The 20,156-nt window shown below is 43.8% G+C and carries 17 protein-coding genes; 8 read left to right on the forward strand and 9 right to left on the reverse strand.

What is annotated here, in order from left to right; translation table 11 throughout:
• Positions 1 to 85: 85 nt before the first annotated feature.
• The 5 genes from QUB39_RS06350 (at position 86) to QUB39_RS06370 (ending at position 4,190) form a co-directional block, all read left to right on the forward strand.
• Positions 86 to 331 (forward strand): hypothetical protein, encoded by a 246-nt coding sequence (locus tag QUB39_RS06350; RefSeq protein ID WP_333052632.1) that lies wholly within the window; start codon positions 86 to 88, stop codon positions 329 to 331.
• A 5-nt stretch (positions 332 to 336) separates the two neighbouring features.
• A complete protein-coding gene (locus QUB39_RS06355; RefSeq protein WP_333052630.1) occupies positions 337 to 747 on the forward strand; it encodes a retropepsin-like aspartic protease in 411 nt (136 codons plus the stop codon).
• A 27-nt stretch (positions 748 to 774) separates the two neighbouring features.
• Complete coding sequence (gene menH, locus QUB39_RS06360; RefSeq protein WP_333208398.1) at positions 775 to 1,572, forward strand: 2-succinyl-6-hydroxy-2,4-cyclohexadiene-1-carboxylate synthase; 798 nt, start codon at positions 775 to 777, stop codon at positions 1,570 to 1,572.
• 11 nt (positions 1,573 to 1,583) lie between these two features.
• A complete protein-coding gene (locus QUB39_RS06365; protein WP_333208399.1) occupies positions 1,584 to 2,621 on the forward strand; it encodes an o-succinylbenzoate synthase in 1,038 nt (345 codons plus the stop codon).
• Between the two features lie 147 nt (positions 2,622 to 2,768).
• Positions 2,769 to 4,190 carry a 2-succinylbenzoate--CoA ligase gene (locus QUB39_RS06370; RefSeq protein ID WP_333208400.1) on the forward strand — a complete coding sequence of 474 codons (1,422 nt, stop codon included), beginning with the start codon at positions 2,769 to 2,771 and terminating at the stop codon, positions 4,188 to 4,190.
• A 113-nt stretch (positions 4,191 to 4,303) separates the two neighbouring features.
• On the opposite strand, the gene QUB39_RS06375 is transcribed toward QUB39_RS06370, so the two are convergent.
• From QUB39_RS06375 to QUB39_RS06390, 4 genes are all read right to left on the reverse strand, one after another.
• Complete coding sequence (locus QUB39_RS06375; RefSeq protein ID WP_333208401.1) at positions 4,304 to 5,275, reverse strand: putative 2-dehydropantoate 2-reductase; 972 nt, start codon at positions 5,273 to 5,275, stop codon at positions 4,304 to 4,306.
• 253 nt (positions 5,276 to 5,528) lie between these two features.
• A complete protein-coding gene (locus tag QUB39_RS06380; RefSeq protein WP_445243093.1) occupies positions 5,529 to 5,978 on the reverse strand; it encodes an acyl-CoA thioesterase in 450 nt (149 codons plus the stop codon).
• A gap of 116 nt (positions 5,979 to 6,094) precedes the next feature.
• Complete coding sequence (locus tag QUB39_RS06385) at positions 6,095 to 6,541, reverse strand: tellurite resistance TerB family protein (protein ID WP_333052618.1); 447 nt, start codon at positions 6,539 to 6,541, stop codon at positions 6,095 to 6,097.
• Between the two features lie 369 nt (positions 6,542 to 6,910).
• Positions 6,911 to 8,215, reverse strand: coding sequence for an ATP-binding protein (locus QUB39_RS06390; RefSeq protein WP_333052616.1), 1,305 nt, complete (start codon positions 8,213 to 8,215; stop codon positions 6,911 to 6,913).
• A 126-nt stretch (positions 8,216 to 8,341) separates the two neighbouring features.
• On the opposite strand from QUB39_RS06390, the gene QUB39_RS06395 reads away from it, so the two are divergent.
• Positions 8,342 to 8,665, forward strand: a complete 324-nt coding sequence (locus QUB39_RS06395) for a TMEM14 family protein (RefSeq protein ID WP_190735279.1) — start codon at positions 8,342 to 8,344, stop codon at positions 8,663 to 8,665.
• 327 nt (positions 8,666 to 8,992) lie between these two features.
• Here QUB39_RS06395 and QUB39_RS06400 read toward each other — a convergent pair whose 3' ends face one another.
• Complete coding sequence (locus tag QUB39_RS06400; protein WP_333052613.1) at positions 8,993 to 10,018, reverse strand: hypothetical protein; 1,026 nt, start codon at positions 10,016 to 10,018, stop codon at positions 8,993 to 8,995.
• A gap of 77 nt (positions 10,019 to 10,095) precedes the next feature.
• Between QUB39_RS06400 and QUB39_RS06405 the strand changes: the two genes are divergently transcribed.
• Positions 10,096 to 11,508 (forward strand): hypothetical protein, encoded by a 1,413-nt coding sequence (locus QUB39_RS06405; protein WP_333208402.1) that lies wholly within the window; start codon positions 10,096 to 10,098, stop codon positions 11,506 to 11,508.
• 361 nt (positions 11,509 to 11,869) lie between these two features.
• Here QUB39_RS06405 and QUB39_RS06410 read toward each other — a convergent pair whose 3' ends face one another.
• From QUB39_RS06410 to QUB39_RS06420, 3 genes are all read right to left on the reverse strand, one after another.
• Positions 11,870 to 14,374 carry a protein kinase domain-containing protein gene (locus QUB39_RS06410; protein ID WP_333208403.1) on the reverse strand — a complete coding sequence of 835 codons (2,505 nt, stop codon included), beginning with the start codon at positions 14,372 to 14,374 and terminating at the stop codon, positions 11,870 to 11,872.
• Positions 14,368 to 14,814 (reverse strand): hypothetical protein, encoded by a 447-nt coding sequence (locus tag QUB39_RS06415; RefSeq protein WP_333052606.1) that lies wholly within the window; start codon positions 14,812 to 14,814, stop codon positions 14,368 to 14,370. The genes QUB39_RS06410 and QUB39_RS06415 overlap by 7 nt, the downstream gene beginning before the upstream one ends.
• Positions 14,815 to 15,429: 615 nt before the next feature.
• A complete protein-coding gene (locus QUB39_RS06420) occupies positions 15,430 to 16,704 on the reverse strand; it encodes a transposase (RefSeq protein WP_333052604.1) in 1,275 nt (424 codons plus the stop codon).
• Between the two features lie 124 nt (positions 16,705 to 16,828).
• Here QUB39_RS06420 and QUB39_RS06425 point away from each other — a divergent pair, with 124 nt between their 5' ends.
• Positions 16,829 to 17,065, forward strand: a complete 237-nt coding sequence (locus QUB39_RS06425; RefSeq protein WP_333208404.1) for a glycosyltransferase — start codon at positions 16,829 to 16,831, stop codon at positions 17,063 to 17,065.
• 617 nt (positions 17,066 to 17,682) lie between these two features.
• Here QUB39_RS06425 and QUB39_RS06430 read toward each other — a convergent pair.
• Positions 17,683 to 19,950 carry an FdhF/YdeP family oxidoreductase gene (locus tag QUB39_RS06430; RefSeq protein WP_333052598.1) on the reverse strand — a complete coding sequence of 756 codons (2,268 nt, stop codon included), beginning with the start codon at positions 19,948 to 19,950 and terminating at the stop codon, positions 17,683 to 17,685.
• Between the last annotated feature and the right edge of the window lie 206 nt (positions 19,951 to 20,156).

A 20,156-nucleotide genomic window follows, 5' to 3' on the forward strand; every position in this document is an offset into this window, starting at 1 on the left:
TTGGCAGAGTTGGGCGACTTCTCAAAATCTTCTTTAATTCAGCAATCCGTACCTCACATTGAATGGTCAAAAGGAGAATCAAAGCATGAGTACGCAAACAGAAATTGACAAAATCATGAGCCTAGAAGAAATCATCCACTTATATCCTAGCGAGTGGGTGCTAATTGCTTACACTGAGCTGGATGAGGATTTGAATGTAATTCGAGGTGAAGTTTTAGCACACTCACCGGAGCGCGATTTGCTTTACAATAATGCTTTGTCAAGGAAGGGAAAATCGGTGGCAATAGAATACACCGGCCCTATCCCTGAAGACTTAGCAGCTATGTTGTAACAAAAATGCCAGATTATCAAAAAGCTTATCGCTTATTGCGTCACGGACGAAATTTGCTCGCGGTGCAAGCAACCATTGGTGGAAATAATGGTGAGGCTACTGAGTATCGGGTGCGTTTATTGGTGGATACGGGAGCCAGCTACACAATATTGCCAGTTAAAACATTAGAGGATTTGGGTTACGATACGCGCAATCCTCTACGCAGGCAAGAAATCTTTACAGGTCAAGGAAGAATCTATGTTCCTGTAATTAATGTATCTTGGTTTAATTGCGTGGGTCAACTAATAGAAAATTTTGACGTATTTGCCCACGATATACCGCCAAATGTTCGTATAGATGGTCTTCTTGGTATGGACTTTCTCACTCGTTTTCAGGCAGTTATCTCTGTTGGCGATGCGGAAATTAGATTTCAGTAAATACGGCAATTATACTAATAATTGTAGATGGACTTTAAACATTATCAATTTCACTATTCCTTAACTGGCAACAAGAATCAGCCGACAATTTTATTTTTGCATGGATTCACGGGCAGCAGTCAAGACTTTAGCAGCGTCATTCCCTTACTTTTTAACAGTTATTGCTGCTTAGCAGTTGACCTTCCAGGTCACGGAGAAACTAGAGTCAGCGGCGACGAAAGTTGCTACAATATATCAAATACAGCCCAAGCATTGATCCAGTTATTAAATGATTTACAAATAGACAAATGTTTGTTATTGGGCTATTCAATGGGCGGGCGATTGGCACTTTACATGACATTACATTTTCCAGAAAGATTTGAGAAAGTAGTGCTGGAGTCTGCCTCGCCGGGATTGAAGACAGAAAAAGAGCGATCGCACCGCCGACAAGCCGATTTACAGCTAGCACAAAAGCTGGAAAATAGCAACATTAAAGATTTTTTATTCAACTGGTACGATATCCCTTTATTCAAATCTTTAAAAAACTCTCCTAACTTCGACAAACTCATAGAAAGCCGCTTAGCAAACAATCCCTTAGAATTAGCCAAATCCCTCCGCAACATGGGAACCGGCAACCAGCCATCTCTCTGGGAAAAACTCGCACAAAATCAAATCCCCATCATCTTGCTAGCGGGAGAATATGATGATAAATTTATAAATATAAATACCGAAATGGCCAGCTTGTGTCCGGCGGCTACTCTGGAAATTGTACCCAAAGCTGGTCACAATATCCATTTTGAAAATATTGATAAGTTTGGATCAGTTGTGAGACAATTTTATGATTAACTAAAAAACTAATGCTTTATCAATTCGAGTTTCGCACTTATCAGCGAAAATTTAAGCGCCCCTTGCAAACAAGTCACGGCATCTGGGATATTCGCGAAGGAATTATCCTGCGACTTGTGGACGAAAATAATCGAATTGGTTGGGGAGAAATTGCCCCTTTGAGTTGGTTTGGTTCCGAAAGTTTTGAGCAAGCTTTAGATTTTTGTCACCAGTTGCCAGCTAATCTTTCATCAGAGATGATTTTTGCTATTTCCGCTGAATTGCCGGCTTGTCAATTTGGCTTTGAGTCGGCACTATCAAACAAGAAAAATTCGCCCCCCCCAGCCCCCCCTTGCCAAGGGGGGGAGAAAAGCGAAAATTTAACTTACCTTTCCCAAAAGGGGGAGAAAATGCAAAATCGGTTCAGCGGTTTATTGCCAGCAGGAGAAACAGCTTTGCAGGCTTTACCAATACTTTGGTTAGAGGGATATCGCACGTTTAAATGGAAAATTGGTGTTGCTGCAATTGAGGAAGAATTAAAGATTTTTCAGCAGCTAATCCAAGTAATGCACAATTTGTGCGATCGCGAAAAAGGATTTTTGCGCTTAGATGCCAACGGGGGACTCAGTTACTCGCAGGCTAAAACATGGCTGGAAGCTTGCGACAAGGTAAAAGCAACTCCCGACTTTTCCGCAGACATTGAATTTTTGGAACAGCCGCTGCCAGTAACACAGTTTCAGGAAATGGTAGAATTGAATGCTATTTATACAACTCCGATCGCCCTTGACGAATCTGCCGCCAACCTCGATCGCATCCAAGAGTGCTACAGCCAAGGCTGGCGAGGCATTTTCGTCATTAAACCTGCGATTGCTGGTTCTCCATCCCAACTGCGAAAATTTTGTCAAACTCATAAGATAGACGCTGTTTTCTCATCAGTATTTGAAACCGAAATCGGCAGACAAGCAGCATTAAACTTAGCAACACAATTGTCTTTAAATAATAGAGCACTCGGCTTCGCCACCGATTGCTGGTTCGATGACAATCATTCGATTTTAGATTTTAGATTTTAGATTTTAAATTACTCCTGGGGCTCAGAAACCGGGTTTTTTACGAAAAGACGCGTTGCAGCCGACAAATTCGGTAAAAAACCCGGTTTCTTTGTCGGAGTGAGTAACTCCTGTAATTGTTTTGAAGCGAGAAACTTGGTGAAAGCATCTATGGCAACAAATCTAACAGTAAATATCCTGGATATCGCGTGTGGCTTGCCCGATGATTGGCTGATCGGTTGTGACAGTCGCGAATTTGCCCGAATTGTCGATCGGCTATTTCAAGAAATCACCCAAAATCCCGCACAAAAAACACCCCCAAAAATTTGCATCGCCGAAGCAGAACCAGTGCAATTTCTTGCCAGTTTCACCGCCGCCCGCGCCGCCAAATGCCCGATTTTTCTCTGCAATCCCAACTGGGTAAAACAAGAATGGCAACAAGTCTTTGATTTAGTTCAACCCGACTTAATTTGGGGACAATGCCCGCTTCCCACCACTCCCCATATCCCAGTCTGCGAAGGCGAACTTCGTTTGTATAGCCGCGAATTCCATTCGCCGACAAAAAGCGGTTTTGATACAATCATGATTCCCACCGGCGGTTCTTCAGGAAAAATCCGTTTTGCCATCCACACTTGGGAAACACTAACCGCATCAGTACAAGGTTTTCAACAATATTTTCAAGTTGACAAAATCAACTCTTTCTGCATTTTGCCCTTATACCACGTCAGCGGTTTAATGCAATTCATGCGTTCTTTTACTAGCGGCGGACAACTGGCAATTCAGCCATTTAAAGAATTAGAAAATGGTAAAATATGCGATATCGAACCCGAAGAATTTTTCATTTCTTTAGTTCCAACTCAACTGCAACGGCTGCTGCAAAATCCCGATACAGCTAATTGGCTTGGACGCTTTCGTGCCGTACTTTTGGGCGGTGCTCCCGCTTGGCCGGAACTTTTAGAAACAGCTAGAAACTATCAAATCAAATTAGCGCCCAGTTATGGCATGACCGAAACCGCCTCGCAAATTGCTACACTAAAACCCGAAGATTTTCTCGCGGGCAATAACAGTTCCGGTCAAACTTTACCCCATGCTAAAATAACTATTCGGAGTGCAAATGGTGATATTTTGTGCGAAAATCAAATCGGAAATATTGTGGTAAATGCTAAATCTTTGGCGTTGGGTTATTATCCTAAAAATATTGGCGATCGCCAATACTTCCAACTAGATGATTTGGGATTTTTCGATAAAAATAACTACTTAAATATCGTCGGACGCAGCAGCGACAAAATTATCACAGGCGGAGAAAATGTTTTTCCGGCGGAAGTTGAAGCCGTTGTGCGATCGACTAATTTAGTTGCGGATATTGCTGTAATTGGCTTGCCAGACAAAGATTGGGGTCAAGTCGTTACGGCTATCTACGTTCCCGCTAATTCCGAAGTTACGGTCAAAAATCTGCACGCAGCAATAGAAGATAAGTTGAGCAAGTTTAAGCGGCCGAAATATTGGGTAATTGTCGAACAATTGCCGCGCAATTCTCAAGGCAAAGTCAATCGAGAACAATTGCAAGAAATTGCGATGTGTCATCGCCGGTGAATCGATAGAATTAACCGGATTTGACAGTAATTCCTGTAGGGGCGGGTTCACCAATATCTACAACACCAGCGAGAAATCTCACAAACCCGCCCCGCCCAATTGCCAATTGCCAATTAGGACAAACCTAATAGCCTTCTCGTCCTCTCCGCTTCTTGTCTTTGAAAATCCACAAACTTCAACATTCGGTAAAGTACCTCTATTTGCCGCAACCTAATACCTGCTTGCTGCGCCACCCGTATCGGATTACCAAAAATCGCCTCAACTTCCAGGGGCCGCGATTCATCATAATCGATTTTCATGCTGGTGCGGTAAGGCTTCATTTTCTGAGTATATTCGAGCATTTGTGGGATAAAGTCATCGGGAATAATGCGATCGCAACTTTTGGCTGCCGCTACCACTTCCCCCATGATTTCCTCAACTAAAATCAGAGTATCGGGATTAGCCATCAGTTCGTCAGTTCTCGCATCCAACACTACAGACAGCCCGTTATAAGGAATATTCCAAACCAGCTTTTTCCACCTTGACAATAGCAAATCTTCGCTCATTTTAATGGGAATATGAGCACGTTTAAAGTCCTTAGCAATTTGGTGCAATCTATCAGTAATACCGATTGCTTTGTAGTCCTGGGCATATTCTCCCAGGGTGATAGTGCCGTAATCTAGGTGGCAGATATGACCGGGCCCAACTTTATAAGAGCAGAGAAAACACAGCCCGCCAACCACTCGTTCTGCACCGACAATTTTAGCGACTTCCGGTTCTGTATTCAATCCATTTTGCAATACTAAAACCGCGCCGTTATCCTTTAATAAAGGAGGCAATATTTTGGGCAACAAGTGATTTTGAGTTGTTTTCAGCGCTACAATTACTACGTCGCACTGAGGCATTTTGTGCGCGTCGTGGTAGGCGCGGACGTGAGGGAGGGTGAAGTTGCCTTCGGGAGACTCGACAATCAAACCGTGTTTTTTGACGTGTTCGTAATCACTACGAAGCAAAAAATTGACTTCTAAACCTGCTTGTTGCAGTCTAGCACCGTAGAATCCGCCTAAAGCTCCCGTGCCCACAATGGCATAATTGCGATTTGACATACTATCAACTATTCAGAAATAATTATCAACAAAACAGAAATTTGATTGTCATTCCCTGCTACTATTTAAAGATAGAACTAATGCCAATTCTCGCCTCCAGAAAGCAACAATCATGAGTGTTGGGTTTGTTTCCTGAACTATGAGGTAAGGTGCGTCGCTTTGAGATTGTCACTCTTTTTTAGGATTGGCAGGTGGCGACGCACCCGGAGCGCTACTGTTGCATGACTTTTGAGAATTAGTATAATCTGAAATCTCAACTCTCAATTTTCCTCATCCACTGCATCAAGTCTTCAGATAGCTGTTTTCGAGTTCTGCCAACTGCATCGATGCAGACGTGCTTAGTCAGAGCTTTAGCCGCGCTTCTTCCTGCAACTTCCTGAGAAAATACTTGATAGGCAATTTCAAATTCATCGCCCGTAAGTTGTTTGGGCGTCAATTGAATTATCAGCCGATCGCCCGCAAACATTGGGCGATAAAAATCTACACTAGCATGAATTATGGGAAAGGCAACCTCGGGATTGCTGAAAAATGCTTTGAGATTGATTCCCGATGCTGCTAGAGATGCCTCGTAAGCTTCGTGGCACATCGCCAAAACGTTAGCAAAGTAAACGACTCCAGCAGCATCGGTATCTTGAAAGCGAACAGTGCGGGTGTAAGTGAAAGGCATTTGAGGTAGTAACGGCGATCGCAAATTCGATCGCAATTTTACCAACCATCATATCGGTAAACCCGCACTTTTGGAGAAGTTGTCAGCTAAGTAAGTAGGCACTAATTTTTTAGATTGTAAAATTCGCCCTCCTCACTCCTTCCCCTGATTTCTTAACCTTTGTTCTTAATCAACATCACGTCTATAATCTTGAGGGCAATATCTTCGGAAATCCCCAATGCACTGTAAAGATCGTTCAAAAGTTGTTCTTCTTCTTCTGAAACCTCGCCATCTGCTAAAGCGATATCAGTTGTCACAGCAAAAACTGTTTCTTTAAGTTCGTCGGGAAGCATTGCCAAAGCGGCATTAAACAGTACCTCCACTCCTTGCCGTTGCATAATCATCAGCAGGCGATCGAGCATTTTTCTCATCACGTCATCAGGATAACTGCGGAACAGTTGCATCCGAGATAGCGTCATGCTAATCGCTTTACTTTCGCTGTCATTGATGTAACCGTCGGCTGCTACGGCAATTAGCGCGATCGCCGCAAATGATTCGGCCGGCCCTAAAGTTACTTCCGTTTCTTGGCGAGTCTTCGATACTTTATCAAATAAACCCATGATATTTTCCTCATTATTTAGTGGTGGATTTATGGAGTCAGGATGGGTTCTGGCTCTGGAGGTTTCTTGGGAGATTTTGATAATTATATCAAATTTGGTTAGTTATTTATTATCAATAAAATTATGAAAAAATTAAGAATTTTTATTTCGCCCTTCGGCGCTGCAACGGCGGGTTTATTCAGATCCTGAATTGCCTTCCCATATATCGGCTAAAACAGGCATCTTGCACCCTTGTAAGCAACAGGCTTTTCGGCCTGTTCCACAAAGAGTGAATTTTATTGTGGAACAGGCCGAAAAGCCTGTTCATAAAAAACTTATTGAGAAGGATGTAACATCTCAGTTAAAACCCGCCATTACAGCGCAGACCATCTATTTGTCAAAAAGGGCTAAATCTGCTTTCAGAAAATCAACAAACTGTCGCGCAGTTCTGCCCGATCGCCCGTTGCGACGAGTTGCCCATTCTTTAGCGCGGTGTTCCAAATCCTCAGCAGCGAGTTTGATTCCAGCAAGTTCTGCCAGATGTCGGACAATTGTTAAATAAGTGTTTTGATCTGCCGGTTCAAAAGTTAAAGTCAAGCCAAATCGATCGCTAAATGAAAGTTTTTCCTGCACAGTATCCCAAGCGTGAACTTCATCTCCGTCGCGGGGGCGAGGCCTGTCGTCAAAAAACTCTCGAATTAAATGCCTGCGGTTAGATGTGGCGTAAACTACCACATTTTGAGAGCGGGCAGTCACATTCCCCTCCAACACAACTTTCAGAGCTTTAAAAGCATCATCATCTTCCTCAAAAGACAGGTCATCCACAAAAATAATAAACTTTTGAGGAACTCCCCGCAACTGCTCGACAATTAGCGGCAAATCTTGCAAATCCGATTTAGATACTTCAATCAAGCGCAGATTGCGAGATCCAAATTCATTTAACAGCGACTTCACCAAAGAAGACTTGCCCGAACCGCGGCTGCCGTATAGCAAGACGTGCAAAGCCGGATAACCTGCCAGCAAAAACTCCGTATTTTTCACCAAAGCATCCCGCTGCCAATCGCAGCAAACCAACTCTTTTAAAGTTATGCGATCGGGATGGGAAATACTCGCCAACTGCCCTCCCCGCCACGCAAAAGCGCGATATTCGGCAAACAAACCCGTGCCAAACTGTCGGTAATAAGCTGCCAAAGATTCCGTAGCGCTCGACCATTTTTCCAGTTTTCCGTGCAGCGGCAAATCTCCCTGTTCTGCTACACTTTCTGAATGCCAAATCGGAGGCACTGCGTCAAGTTGACCCGCTACCCGCACCCACTTGCTCAACTGTTCGCTGCTGCATTCGTAAATATTTTGCAGCACTTCTAAATCATGTCGGGCGGCCTCCACCAAAGCGGGGGGCAAACTTGCAAAATCTGTTTGCTGTGCTCGGCGTGAAAAGGGGTTTTCGTTTTTGAGAATTTCCCAAATCAAAGAATCTTTCCAGCTTAAATTTTTAGCAGCCTGAAGTTTGAACCAGTTCCCGTAAGCTACCTGACATTCCAAACCGCTGACTTCGCTGTGGTGAAGGGCTTGCAGCAAATCGAGAAAGGCTTGGCCGGCGGGGCTTTTGAGAACCGATTGATACAGCAGCAGGGATGCTGCGAGGCGCTGGAGGTAACGGATTTGGGCGATCGCACCAGAAGTTAGGGCTGACATAATGGCAATTGTATAACAGTTACATATCCTGACTGGCTTTAATAAATTTTCTAACAATTCGTGACACTAATTGCAGGCCGCGCTGTATAAATTTAGATGCAAACAGTGAAATCGGGAGGATTAAAAATGAATTTAGGTACAGCAGCGGCGATCGGCTACGGCATTTTAACACTGGTTGGCGGCATCATGGGTTATATCAAGGCCAAAAGCCAAGCCTCGCTCATTTCGGGCTTGATTAGCGGTTCGCTGCTAATTTTTGCCGGCACCGCCCAGCTTATGGGACAAAGTTGGGGTTTAACATTAGCAGCAGCCATCTCCGCTGTTTTAGTAATAGTCTTTATTGTGCGCCTTGTTAAAACTCAAAAATTCATGCCGGCCGGAATGCTAATTTTAGCTAGCTTAGCGTCTTTGGGCGCGATCGTTTACGAAATCAGCGGTCAATATCAATAATCATTCGATTTTAGATTTTAGATTTTAGATTTTAGATTTTAGATTAACTCCCCAGCCTTGAGTGGGAAGTTGAACTAAAGTCTAATTTTTTTATTTCCCTGACTTAATTCCGGGGCTTGTATCTATTTTTAGCAGGACTTACGCAAAAAGTGGTTTGACGCGCTAATTATAGCGCTAAGGTGCGGTGTGCATGGAGCCGTAAATAATTAATTAGCTTCTGTGTAAGTCCTGTTTGGGTGAATTCAACAGTTAGGGGTCAGTAATTAGTAGTTAAAACACTAATTACTAACTCCTAATTACAAATTGCCAATTACTAATAACTAACCACTAATGACTAATGACTGCATCAATATACTGCTGAATTTCCCTGAGTTGCTGCCGCTGGCCTTCAATCCAATCTTTTTCCGCCGCTCGCTGTTGGGGCGTTTCTTTCTGATACCGCGCCTGCTTCTCTAAAAAATTATTGTAGAATTTAATCGCTTTTTCAACTGTTTCAATTCCCAGTTTCAGACGCTCCTCAAAAATTGCTAAAATCACATTTTCTAGGATTAAGCCAATCACTTTACAGCACTCTTCAAAATCGATCGAACTGATTCCCATCTTGCTTTTATGAACCAGAGTTTCTACAGGTTCTTTCAGCGTTTCTTTAAAACTCTTCATATAAGAATCCGGCAAATATTTCAGAGGCTCCGTAAACTTCGATACAATCTCCCCGCCTATTGATTGTAGTCGCTCTCTAAATTTAGACTGACTGTTTAGGTCAAAGCATTCAATACAAAGTTCAATTTTTTCTATATCAATAGATTGTAATTCTTTAAAAATTAAATTTAATTCATTTTCCATAATTAAAATCACTCGCTCTGCCTGGGAATCAACTTCATTCCGCAACTCTTTGTGCAAATTATCTTTTTCAAAAAAACCAATAGTATCTCTTTGAAAGACTTGAGAGTTTTTATCCCACAAAAACCAATGATTTTTTAACTTGGTTGCCTTGTCGCTCCAAGATTTGCGAACTTTAGCAACAGCATCATATTTGCCCTGTTTTCCTAAAGTGCGAATTCTCACATCGCATCCGCTTAGTTCGCCAATTTGCTCCCAGACATCAACAGGAGATGCTCCCGCAATTCTCGGCTTGCTATTCCAGACATCCTCAGCCTGAGATACATCTTTGAAACATACCTGAAGTAGCTCTTTGAGCCTGATGGCAGATTGCTTAATTTCGTCAATACAAGGTTCCACATCTAAATTGAGTTGGGTAGCTGACTGTTTAATCTCCACGGATTGATATTCGTCTGCCAACAATCGATCGCTAAACAGGTTAATAGCCTGGAATGCCTTGAGATACTCATTCATTTCCTTTCATCTCTCGTTTCCATAAACAGCATACAATACAAAACATCTGCCTTTTTGAATGGAAACTGAGCCACAACATGGATTATATATTCACCCCTGCAACTCAGGCGCGACTCAATAGTGGCAACCTTGTACAGCCTGCTACCAAAACAGGAAAATTGCTCCCCGCAGCTAGAGATCCGGTGACAGGGGAGTTTGTGGAGCTCGCAAAAATTTTTTATCAATCAAGAAGTGAAACTCTTTCCTCGCGGGGAGTTATAGGATTGCTCGCACAGTTAGCCGGAGGTGGCCCCATACAGCCGCTGGTAGCTCCCCTGTACGTCACTGTGGCGCCGTTGCAGGTTGCTCAAACTCATCAGGGGTTTCAAAAAATATACAGAATGCTTAACTGTCTGAAAATTAATTTGGCAGTGATGCAAGCGACTGCTGCTGTCATTGGTATTGGCGCTGTATCGAACACAGTTTTGTCAGCAGTAAACCTCAACCAAGTATTAAAAATCCGAGAAGAGGCAAAGCACCAGAAGCTAAAAATTAAAGACGGATTTATCGATCTCAGACACATCCTCAAAGATAGGGGAGTAGAAGTGATCCAGCAGATTTTTAAGGTGGCTCACGACTCAAGTTTTGAAATGCACCGCCAGAAACTGGTTAACGGTTATGAGATTTTTTCTAAAGCTATCAAACGCTGTCAGTCAGCCCTAACAGTGCCAGATATTAAACTTCGGAATTCCGAAATTAATAGCGGGCGGGATATGCTGTTTGAGGCTTTAAAAATTTATGATAATCCTAGTTTGTTGGAGGGGCTGTCTTCTGCAGGAAAGCTCAGGCAAATGGAATGTGTTTGGGCGATCGAGCAGGCGATCGGGGTCACGTTTCACTTGCAGCGGGCCTACTATATGGTGAGCGATCGCCTCCGGGAACTGCAATCAAAAATTCGTCAAAATCTTCTAACTGTTGTTAAAGGATGTCAATCCGAACCCGAACTAGATTTTTTATTTCCCGAAGTTACTAGGATTCTCGGTCATGATTTAAGTGTAATAGAATTTTGGCACAATGAGGTTGATTGGATGGAAACTTTGTCTCCAAAAGAGCAGCACCAGTTAGCTAGTTTAGATAAACTCAGCGGCGAGAGTTTAAAAAGCAGCGTGTACACTACATTCACGGTATTAGCTGCGGAACCTTCACTTTATGAAAGTTTAAAGCAAAAGTCTCACTTTCTATCCTTGCGCGACCAGCTAACCTTCGCTGTGTCGCCGGAAATCCGCCGGAGATCCGAAGTTTATGTCAGCCAGCAGGCGATCGCTACTGGCTATCAAGGTTTAGCTGCCTCGAATTGGCAAGAAATATCCGATTTAACTGTCGCTAACCTCTACCACTTTTTTCAAATCCGAGAGAACTCAACTGAAAATTCTCCAACTGAGGACGAATTAGAAACGCCTTATTGGCACTTTCCCCAAACCTTCAAAAATGAGCTGAATTATACCAATTAAATGACCAATGACTAATGATATCATTTACGATCGAGCGATTAAAAGGGCGGGTTTTTGAGATTGTCAATTATTGGCATATATTTTGGGTGAACCCGCCCCTACCGTATTATATTATGTCCGGTCAATTAACCCTGATTCCTGTAGGGGCGGGTTCACCAAGATATTGAATAGAAACGGGAAAATCTGTAAACCCGCCCCGGCGTTTAATCACGGTCAATGGCTCGGACATGATATTAGGGGTAATCGACCGGAATTGATAGTACACCAGTTCCTCAAAAGGATGCAACTGTAGGGAAATTCCCAACCATTATGCAGTAAGTCATTCCCATCTAAAATCTAAAATCTAAAATCTAAAATCGTATTACCTCAACCACAACTTAATAGTATTGTCTTTAGAACCGCTAGCAATAGTTTTGCCATCGGGACTAAAAGTTACCACATAAACCTCATCGGAATGTCCCGTCAAAGTATTCAGCAATTCTCCAGTAGCAAAATCCCAAACTTTAATAGTTTTATCCTTGCTCCCGCTGGCAATAAACTTCCCGTCCGGGCTGATAGCAACCGAGACAATATCGTCAGAATGTCCCTTGATAGAGCGAATTAAATCTCCTGTTTCGATATTCCAAATTTTAATACTTTCATCGTAGGAACCGCTAACAATTGTCTTGCCGTCCGGGCTAACAGCAACCGACCTCACCGCGTCGCCATGTCCCTCAATTGTTTTGAGCAACGCCCCTGTTGCGACATCCACAACTGTAATTTTTTTATCCTTAGAAGCGCTAACCAAACTTTTTCCATCTGGAGTGAAAGCAACAGAATAAACAAAATCTGTATGGTCTGGAAAACTCTGAATCAAACGGCCAGTTGTTGCATCCGAAATCTTTGTGGTTTTGTCTCCGCTACCGCTAGCGACAAGCTGTCCGTCGGGGCTAAGAGCGACAGACCAAACAGAAGCAGTGTGGTCGAGACTGCGAATCACTTGCCCTGTTTTCAAATCCCACAACATGACTCGCCAAAAACCGGTTCCCGTCGCCAGTTTCGTACCGTTTGAGTCAAAAGCAACCGACCAAATAGTGGAGGAATCTCCTGGAAAAGTGCGAATCGACTTGCCTGTAGCTAAATCCCAAATTTGGATGGTTTTGTCTTTAGAACCGCTGGCTAACATTAAGCCGTCGGGACTGAAAGCAACAGACCCAACTGCATCGGAATGCTGAGCGAAATTTTTGACTGTGGCGTTCTTCCAACGCAGACCTGCTTGGCACTGTTCTTGTAACTCCTGAGCGGACGAATAGGTGCTGGAAGTGTCGGCAATTGTTGGTATTTGGCTGATGCAGCCTTCATAATTGCTGGCTGTATAAAGAGCTTCAATTTGATTGAGCTGTTGGGATTCTTTCTGGGCTAGCTGCTGCCATTCTTGCCATTTGAGATATCCGTAAATTCCGCCGATCGCAGCTAAGATAGCCGCAATTGTTGCCCCGGCAAGATAAGGGTTGAATTTGCGAGTTTCTTTGGGGACAAGTGCTGCTGGGCTGGAGTTCGACAAATCGGTTTTTCCGTTCAGATTTACCTGCGGGGATACCGCCGGACTTGCCTGCAATTCGACGAGGTGAGGGGCGCTACTCGCTGGTGGCAGATTGGGGTTGCGATGTCCCTCCAAAACTGTGGATATCGCCTTGTACAATTTAGCAAATAAAGATTTAGGAATGACTAATTCTTCGATTTTCGCGGCATCTTCGTCGGTAAGCCCTAAAACTTGCTGCAAGCGTTTTAATTCGTCGCGAGTTTCCAGAGAAAAGGGATATTCTTGCTGCATTGCTTCTTGCAGTGATTGTTCGTAGCGTTCGCCTTTTTCCCTGTATTTCCGGTAAGGGTTCAATACCTCATCTTCGATCGCCTCTGCTTCTTCTGGCAGCAATTCCAAACTGACGCGCAGTTCATCTAATATTCTTCGACCGACGACTGTAATATCACCCCGGCTGCTGCTGCGCCGATCGACTTCTTCGCGATATATTGTTAGCTTGGGAATCCGCGCCCGCGAGCGATCGCCAATTTTCCTCAAATCGGCTAAAGCTTCCGCCGCCGACTGGTACCTCTCCCGAAAATCGTAGCGCACCATATTGTCCAAAACATCAGCCAGCGCTTGGGAACACGTGGCTAAATGCCGCCAAACAATTTCGCCTTTATTAGAATTTTTCAAATCCCGCAGTTTCGGCAAATCGTAAGCCGGCAAACCCGTCATTGCTTGGATGCCAATCATTCCCAAAGCGTAGATATCGCTGTTGAGTTGCGGGTTGTATTGAAATTGTTCGATCGGCATATATTCCAAAGTGCCAATCCGCACAGTTACCGGCGCTTGTCTTTGAGCGATGTGAATTTCTTTCACCGAGCCAAAGTCAATCAAAACTAACTTGTTATCTGAATAGCGGCGGATTAAATTTGCCGGTTTAATATCTCGGTGAATTACGCCCTGTCCGTGTACAAATACTAAAATTTCTAACAGTTCCTTCAGCAAAGGAATCATTTTTTCTTCAGTTAGAGGCTTGCCCGGTACAATCTCGGTTGATAGCGAGTGACCGGCAACGAAGGATTCTACTAAGAAAAATTCTTCATTTTCTTCAAAATAAGCGAATAGCTGAGGAATTTGGTCGTGTTGACCGAGTTTTTCTAGAACTTCTGCTTCTTTTTGAAAAAGACGGCGCGTAGTATTAATTAATTTCGGTTCGGTAGTACCGGGACGCAGGTGCTTGACAAAGCACTGCGGTTCTCCGGGACGGCGAATATCTTTGGCCAGATAGGTTTGCCCAAATTCTCCTGTTTCTATGACTTCAATGATTTGATAGCGTCCATCTAAAAGTTGGCTCACCATGATAATAACGCAGCCTTTTTTTGGTTGATTTTCGCAAGAAACAGTGGCAATGTTGAGTCAGTTGTATAGCCTTTTTCAGGTAAATTAGGTGTTCCTGGGCATTGGCAAAACAGGGCATTGGGCATTGGCAAAACAGGGCATTGGCAAAACAGGACATTGGGCATTGGCAAAACAGGGCATTGGGTATTCGGAATAGTTGTTTCTTTCCTTCTTCTTTCTTTCCTTCTTTTTTCTTTCCTTCTTCCTTCTTCCCTCTTCCTTCTTCCCTCTTCCTTCTTTCCTTCTGACTTCTGACTTCTGACTTCTGACTGAGATATTGCACCATTCTCAATTACTTGTTTAGGAACAGGCAAGATGCCTGTTCCACGAGAAAAATCATTCTTTGTGGAACGGGCATCTTGCCCGTTCTTGACAATGGTGCAACATCTCAGTTCTGACATACTTTATTTTTTCAACATCTGCAAAGCTTGATATCCCAAAAAGAAAAAACCCAAAGCGCCGAGTACCGCTATCGTGTTCGCAAACACATCGACTGTAAAAAATTCGCCCATTGCAATATCCTCTGAAAACTGATATCTATCCTCGGCTTTTCGGTCGCTGTCTGGGTGAGGGGTCTTGCCCCTCGGTGCGGGCGAGCCGAAAGATGCTCACAAATTATAGCAAAAGAGGCGGTCAATCGATTGCGCGATTTTAGATTTTAGATTTTAGATTGAAGCATTGACTTGCGCGAGATGAATCCGGGGGCTTGTATCCTGGATGGTTTCGGTCAAAATAACTTTTCGGGCGATCGACTAGCTTTTTGTTTTAATATTTTTTAATATTTAGGGAGACAAATCGTGTACTGAAATTTTGAGGTCAGTTCGCTTTGATATTGTTAACCCTGCTAATTTTTTCTCTGATTGTAAGTAGAGCTTACACTAAGAATTTGCGCCGATCGGTCAAAAATGCGCCTCAAACCGACAGAAGTTCCGCGAGGCCCTCACCGGAACCCGCCGCGTAGTTTCCTAAAGTTTCGGTAATCGTACCAGCATAGCTGGTAAAAGTATAGTCATCTATTACATGACATGGGAGGCATCGTGCCCCTCCCCTTTCGCTTTTACTTTGAGCGGATTAACCCGCCTGGGCTGAACTACGCAGCTCCCTATCCCATTGCTCAACGCTTTTGGGAGTGCTTTTCGCATGATATTGTAAGACCCATTAACATCAGCATTAATTAACAAACCCTCTGCCGTTTTGTACAAACCTCTGTGGATGCGTTTGCCAGTAAATTCCACGCTGTTGGCATCGCTATCGCCGTAAACAGGAATCGGATCTAAAGAAAGGAAGTTGGAGGCTGAAGTATAGGATTCTTCCTGTATTATTACTTCAATCCCAGCCAAAACAGCTTTGTATTCCAACATCTGAATTAATCGAGCGTGCGGAATGCTGACCAAGTTTTGATTGTTCTGCTTGCCTAAGTTAATGCAGTTTTTCCACTGCACATTTTTCCCAATTACTAATGTCCCAATCTGACGCTCGCTCAAAATATCGATAATCAGCCTGCTAGTATGGTGTAAGTAGTTATCGACTTTTTGATTGCGACAGCGAGTGAGGCGCACAATTCTTGATGAGGTTTTAAGATTGCCTTTCAATTGAGATTGTAATTGGGATTTGCGCTTGTTGTAGAACTGATTGATGGATTTTAGCGGTCGCCCGTTAATCAGTAGGGGGATAAAGCCTGGTTGATTTGATGTTAGCGCTACTAAGTTATTCAGTCCGAGATCGATACTGGCTACCGATGCAGAGTTCTCTCGATATCGGGCGGGCTCCTGTTCATGGTAAATTACCTCGATTACGTAACAATTGCATTTGGGAACTACTCTTACTTGACAAATTCGATCGGGCTTGACAGTTGTTTGAATCGATATTTCTGTCCCTGAAAGTTTGATAATTCCTTTTTTTAATTGTTTGCTGCTAATTGCTTGCACTGTATAAACGAGAATATTTCGCCCCTTAACTTTATCTTTGTACTTCGGTATTTTTGGGCGTCCTGTAAATTTTGTCGGTTCTTTGTTGTAAGCTTTGAGAGCCTCGAAAAAAGCTTGCCAGTTTTTGTCCAATATCATCAAAATTTGTTGGCTGACTTTGGCAGGTAGTGCCTGATATGCTGGATGGGATTTCATCAAATTAGCCATCTGATTGTAAGTGAGATATCCCCAGCCGTAGAGGAAGTTTTGGCGAAGGACGTAGTTAGCAGCGTTGTAGAGATTTTTGGATTGCCACGAAGCGTTATCGAGTTCGGCAAAACGGTGTTCTGTATGCTTAATAATGTGCCTTTCTGCTAGTTGCATGGTTGAGTCTGGGTTCCTTAATTTTGCTTTCCACGACTCGCCATGCGGTTGTGTAGAGTGATGCCTATTGCCTTGGCCTAGTCAGGTAGTATCATTTGGTCTTCCTGACCACAGGATACTACTTTTGTCCACTAATGCTTATAAACTTAATGAAGTTTTACAATACAACGAGGCAGAGAATATTCGGGATTGCGCGATCGCCATGAGGGAGAGTACACCGCTGTCTGTGGACAACTTAGAGGTTTTAATTGTAGACGATCGATCGACAGACGACACCAAGGCGATCGGGGAAACCCTGCAACAGCATCTCAACGACCCCCGGCTTAAAATATTAGCAGGTCAATCGATTGCGCGATTTTAGATTTTAGATTTTAGATTAAAAAATTGACTTGCGCGAGATAAATGCTCTTTCTTGAGGATTTTCGATTTTAGATTTTGGATCAATTCCACGGATAAATCACGTGGCGGATACCACATGAAGAAATTCGCTTGTCAGCCGCGACCAACCAACCAATTACCTGGTTAACTATTTGTTTATCCGTAATCGTAATTTGGCAGCATTACACTTTGCGCCCCTTGGGTGCCGAGATTTCTGAATGTCCGACGAAATACTGGTGGTTTGGAGGTTTCGGAGGTGCGTTAGGAATGAGAATTAAATAACTTCCACAATAACAATTAAAATTGTAAGTTATTTAATTCGCGATCCTTAGTGGCCGCAATTGCGATCGGTTCTGCGATTCAAACTGAAACCGGTTGGGGGTGGACTTGGCGCGGTAGAACTTTGCAAATTAAGAGTTAATTAAGACTTGCATATGGGCAGGCAAGATGCCCAACCCATACTCCCCACAAAAAATTAACTCCTTGTGGAACAGGCATCTTGCCTGTTCTTAAAAATCATCTAAAATGTGAGTTATAGAAGACAGAAGGCAGAGCTAATCATAACATCCGTTACATCCGTTACAGAATCCTTTGCCGAACTTAGGCGTATACAAAAGCAGGTACGCGCTTGTAAGCAGGCGTGCCCGATCGCCTTTCAATCTCCGGGTGAAAAATTACATTAACTTCAGGATAAAACATCAAAGCAGCACCCTCACGAACCGCCCCGTAAATCACCTCGACATTTTCCATTTTCCCCACATTTCCCTGCACCGTAACCCGTTGATGTTCATGCAAACCCGTGCTTTCTGCATCCGCGCGATTCATCAAAATGCAGTTGCGGTGCGGCATTCCCCGGTACTTGTCATCAATTTTGTAAACCACAGTATTATGCTGAGAATAGCTGCGTCCCGTCATTAAGGCTACAACAATACCCTGTGTTGATTCCGATAGTCCAAACTCTTTCGCTTCCGGTAATTTCAGCTTAGGTAAAGGCGTGACAAACATCTTCGCTTTCCCAGACTCTGTAGGAAATTTAGGTTCTGTAAAAATGCGGCCGCTGATGGTAAATTCCTCTTGTGTTTCATCAATTGTCGCTATTTTTTCATAGCCCGGAATAGTTTTAGCAATCAATTGGCGCACGTATTTTGTGTCTTGAAGTCGGCGCCAATCAACCGGAAAATCGCCGTGGATTCTGCTGGCTAATTCCGTCAAAAAATGCACTTCAGGAATCAAATCCGAATTCTGGAGATGAGTTTCGCCCTCATCATTTAAACGCACAAAGTTATTGCCAGATTCCACGGTTGTTTTGTGGGGGTTTTCAAAGCGATTCAGCACGGGGATCACAATTGTATTGTGCTTTGCCAATCCGTGAAAATGCCCTAAATTCGGTTTGGTTGCGAGGTAGATAACGGTTTCAACATTGGCTAAAGCGCGTTTTGCCTGAGTTAAATCTGGATTTGCCCCATACAAGTTGCCGCCCAGACAGATCAGGGTATCAACTTTGCCTGCTTCTGCTGCTTCAATGAGCGATCGAGTGTCGTAGCCCTTAACAGGACTCAGGGGACGATTCAATAACTTTTCTAAAGCTTGTTGAATTTCTTTTTTCAGCTTCACAGTGACGCCCATAGAGCCGAATCCTTGCACGTTTGAGTGTCCTCTCACGGGCATTAATCCCGCCCCTTCTTTGCCGACATTTCCTGTCATTAAGGCAGTATTAGCGATGCTGAAAACGTTATCTACACCGTTATCGTGTTGGGTAATTCCCATCGCCCAACCGAAGACAACTCGCTGGGACGTGCCAATAATTCTGGCTGCTGCCTCAATTTCTGCGCGGGAAACTCCGCAGGTTTCAGTAATAGTTTCCCAAGAAGTTTCGCGGGCGTGCTGGACTGCTGCTTCCCAGCCTTCTGTATGAGCTTGCAAATAGCTTTCGTCCAGCAATCCTTGTTCGATTATAGACTTTTGAATCCCTACAAATAGCGCCGTATCGCTGCCGGGAATTGGTTGCAAGTATAGGGAGGAAATATCGGAACCGGGGATGAGCGATTTGACAGGAAATGCGGGAGAACCAAACTTGACTAACCCGATTTCCATCACCGGATTGATGACAATTATTTTACCGCCTTTGTCGCGAATTTTAATCAATTCGTTCATCAAGCGGGGATGGTTGTAGGAAGAATTGCTGCCCGCGAGCACGACGCAATCTGCTTCCTTCAAGTTTTCTAGACTCACTACCGAGGTGCGGGTGGCAAACATTTCGCTTAAGCCGGTTGTCGAGGGAGCGTGGCAGAGATCGGAACAATCTGCTAAGTTATTGGAACCCATCGCCCGCATCATCAATTGCAGCAGAAAAGCCGCTTCGTTGGAAGAACGACCGGAACTGTAAGATGCCACTCGTTCGGGGGTTTTGCGAAAAGCAGCTTCGGCAATTTGATAAACTTCTTGCCAAGAAATGCGATCGTAATGAGAGGAACCAGCCCGCAAAATCATCGGAAAACTCAGCCTTCCCAGCCTATCGGCTTCCATTGAAGTTAATTGCTGAAGTTGTGCAATACTCTGCTGTTCAAAAAATTGAGTTGAGATAGCCGGCTTGATTTCAGCGGAGATTGCTTCGACGCTTTTCATGCACCGCTGAAGTTTTTCGCCCTCTTCATTTGTAAAACCTCCTTTCTGTCCGCCAGTGCCCCAAGAACACGACAAACAAGCACTTTTGTGCAGCAAAGTTTTCCAAAGTTTCGGCCCTTCCGGGGACAATGTATGTTCTGCCCAATATTCTATTACGGGCAAACCGCCACCTATCTCTGGTGTTTCCTCGTTTGTCTCGTTGAATGGCGGGATTGGTTGGACATTTTGGGAGTTGACATCCATGTGGTTTACCTCGGGTTTTGATTGCTGGTTAATTCTGTGGGGAATTGCCAAAAAGCTTAAGCTTATCAGTCGAATTTTAGCGCAAGTTTACTGCGACCACAATTAGCCAGTAGATAGATTTGTTTAACCTATCGGTTGAGTAACTCGACAGGCAGACGCGATCGCCTCTTGACAAAAAAAATGTATCTATTATAATAATTCATATA

It is taken from the genome of Microcoleus sp. AT8-B5 (assembly GCF_036705565.1).
Classification (GTDB): Bacteria; Cyanobacteriota; Cyanobacteriia; order Cyanobacteriales; family Microcoleaceae; genus Microcoleus.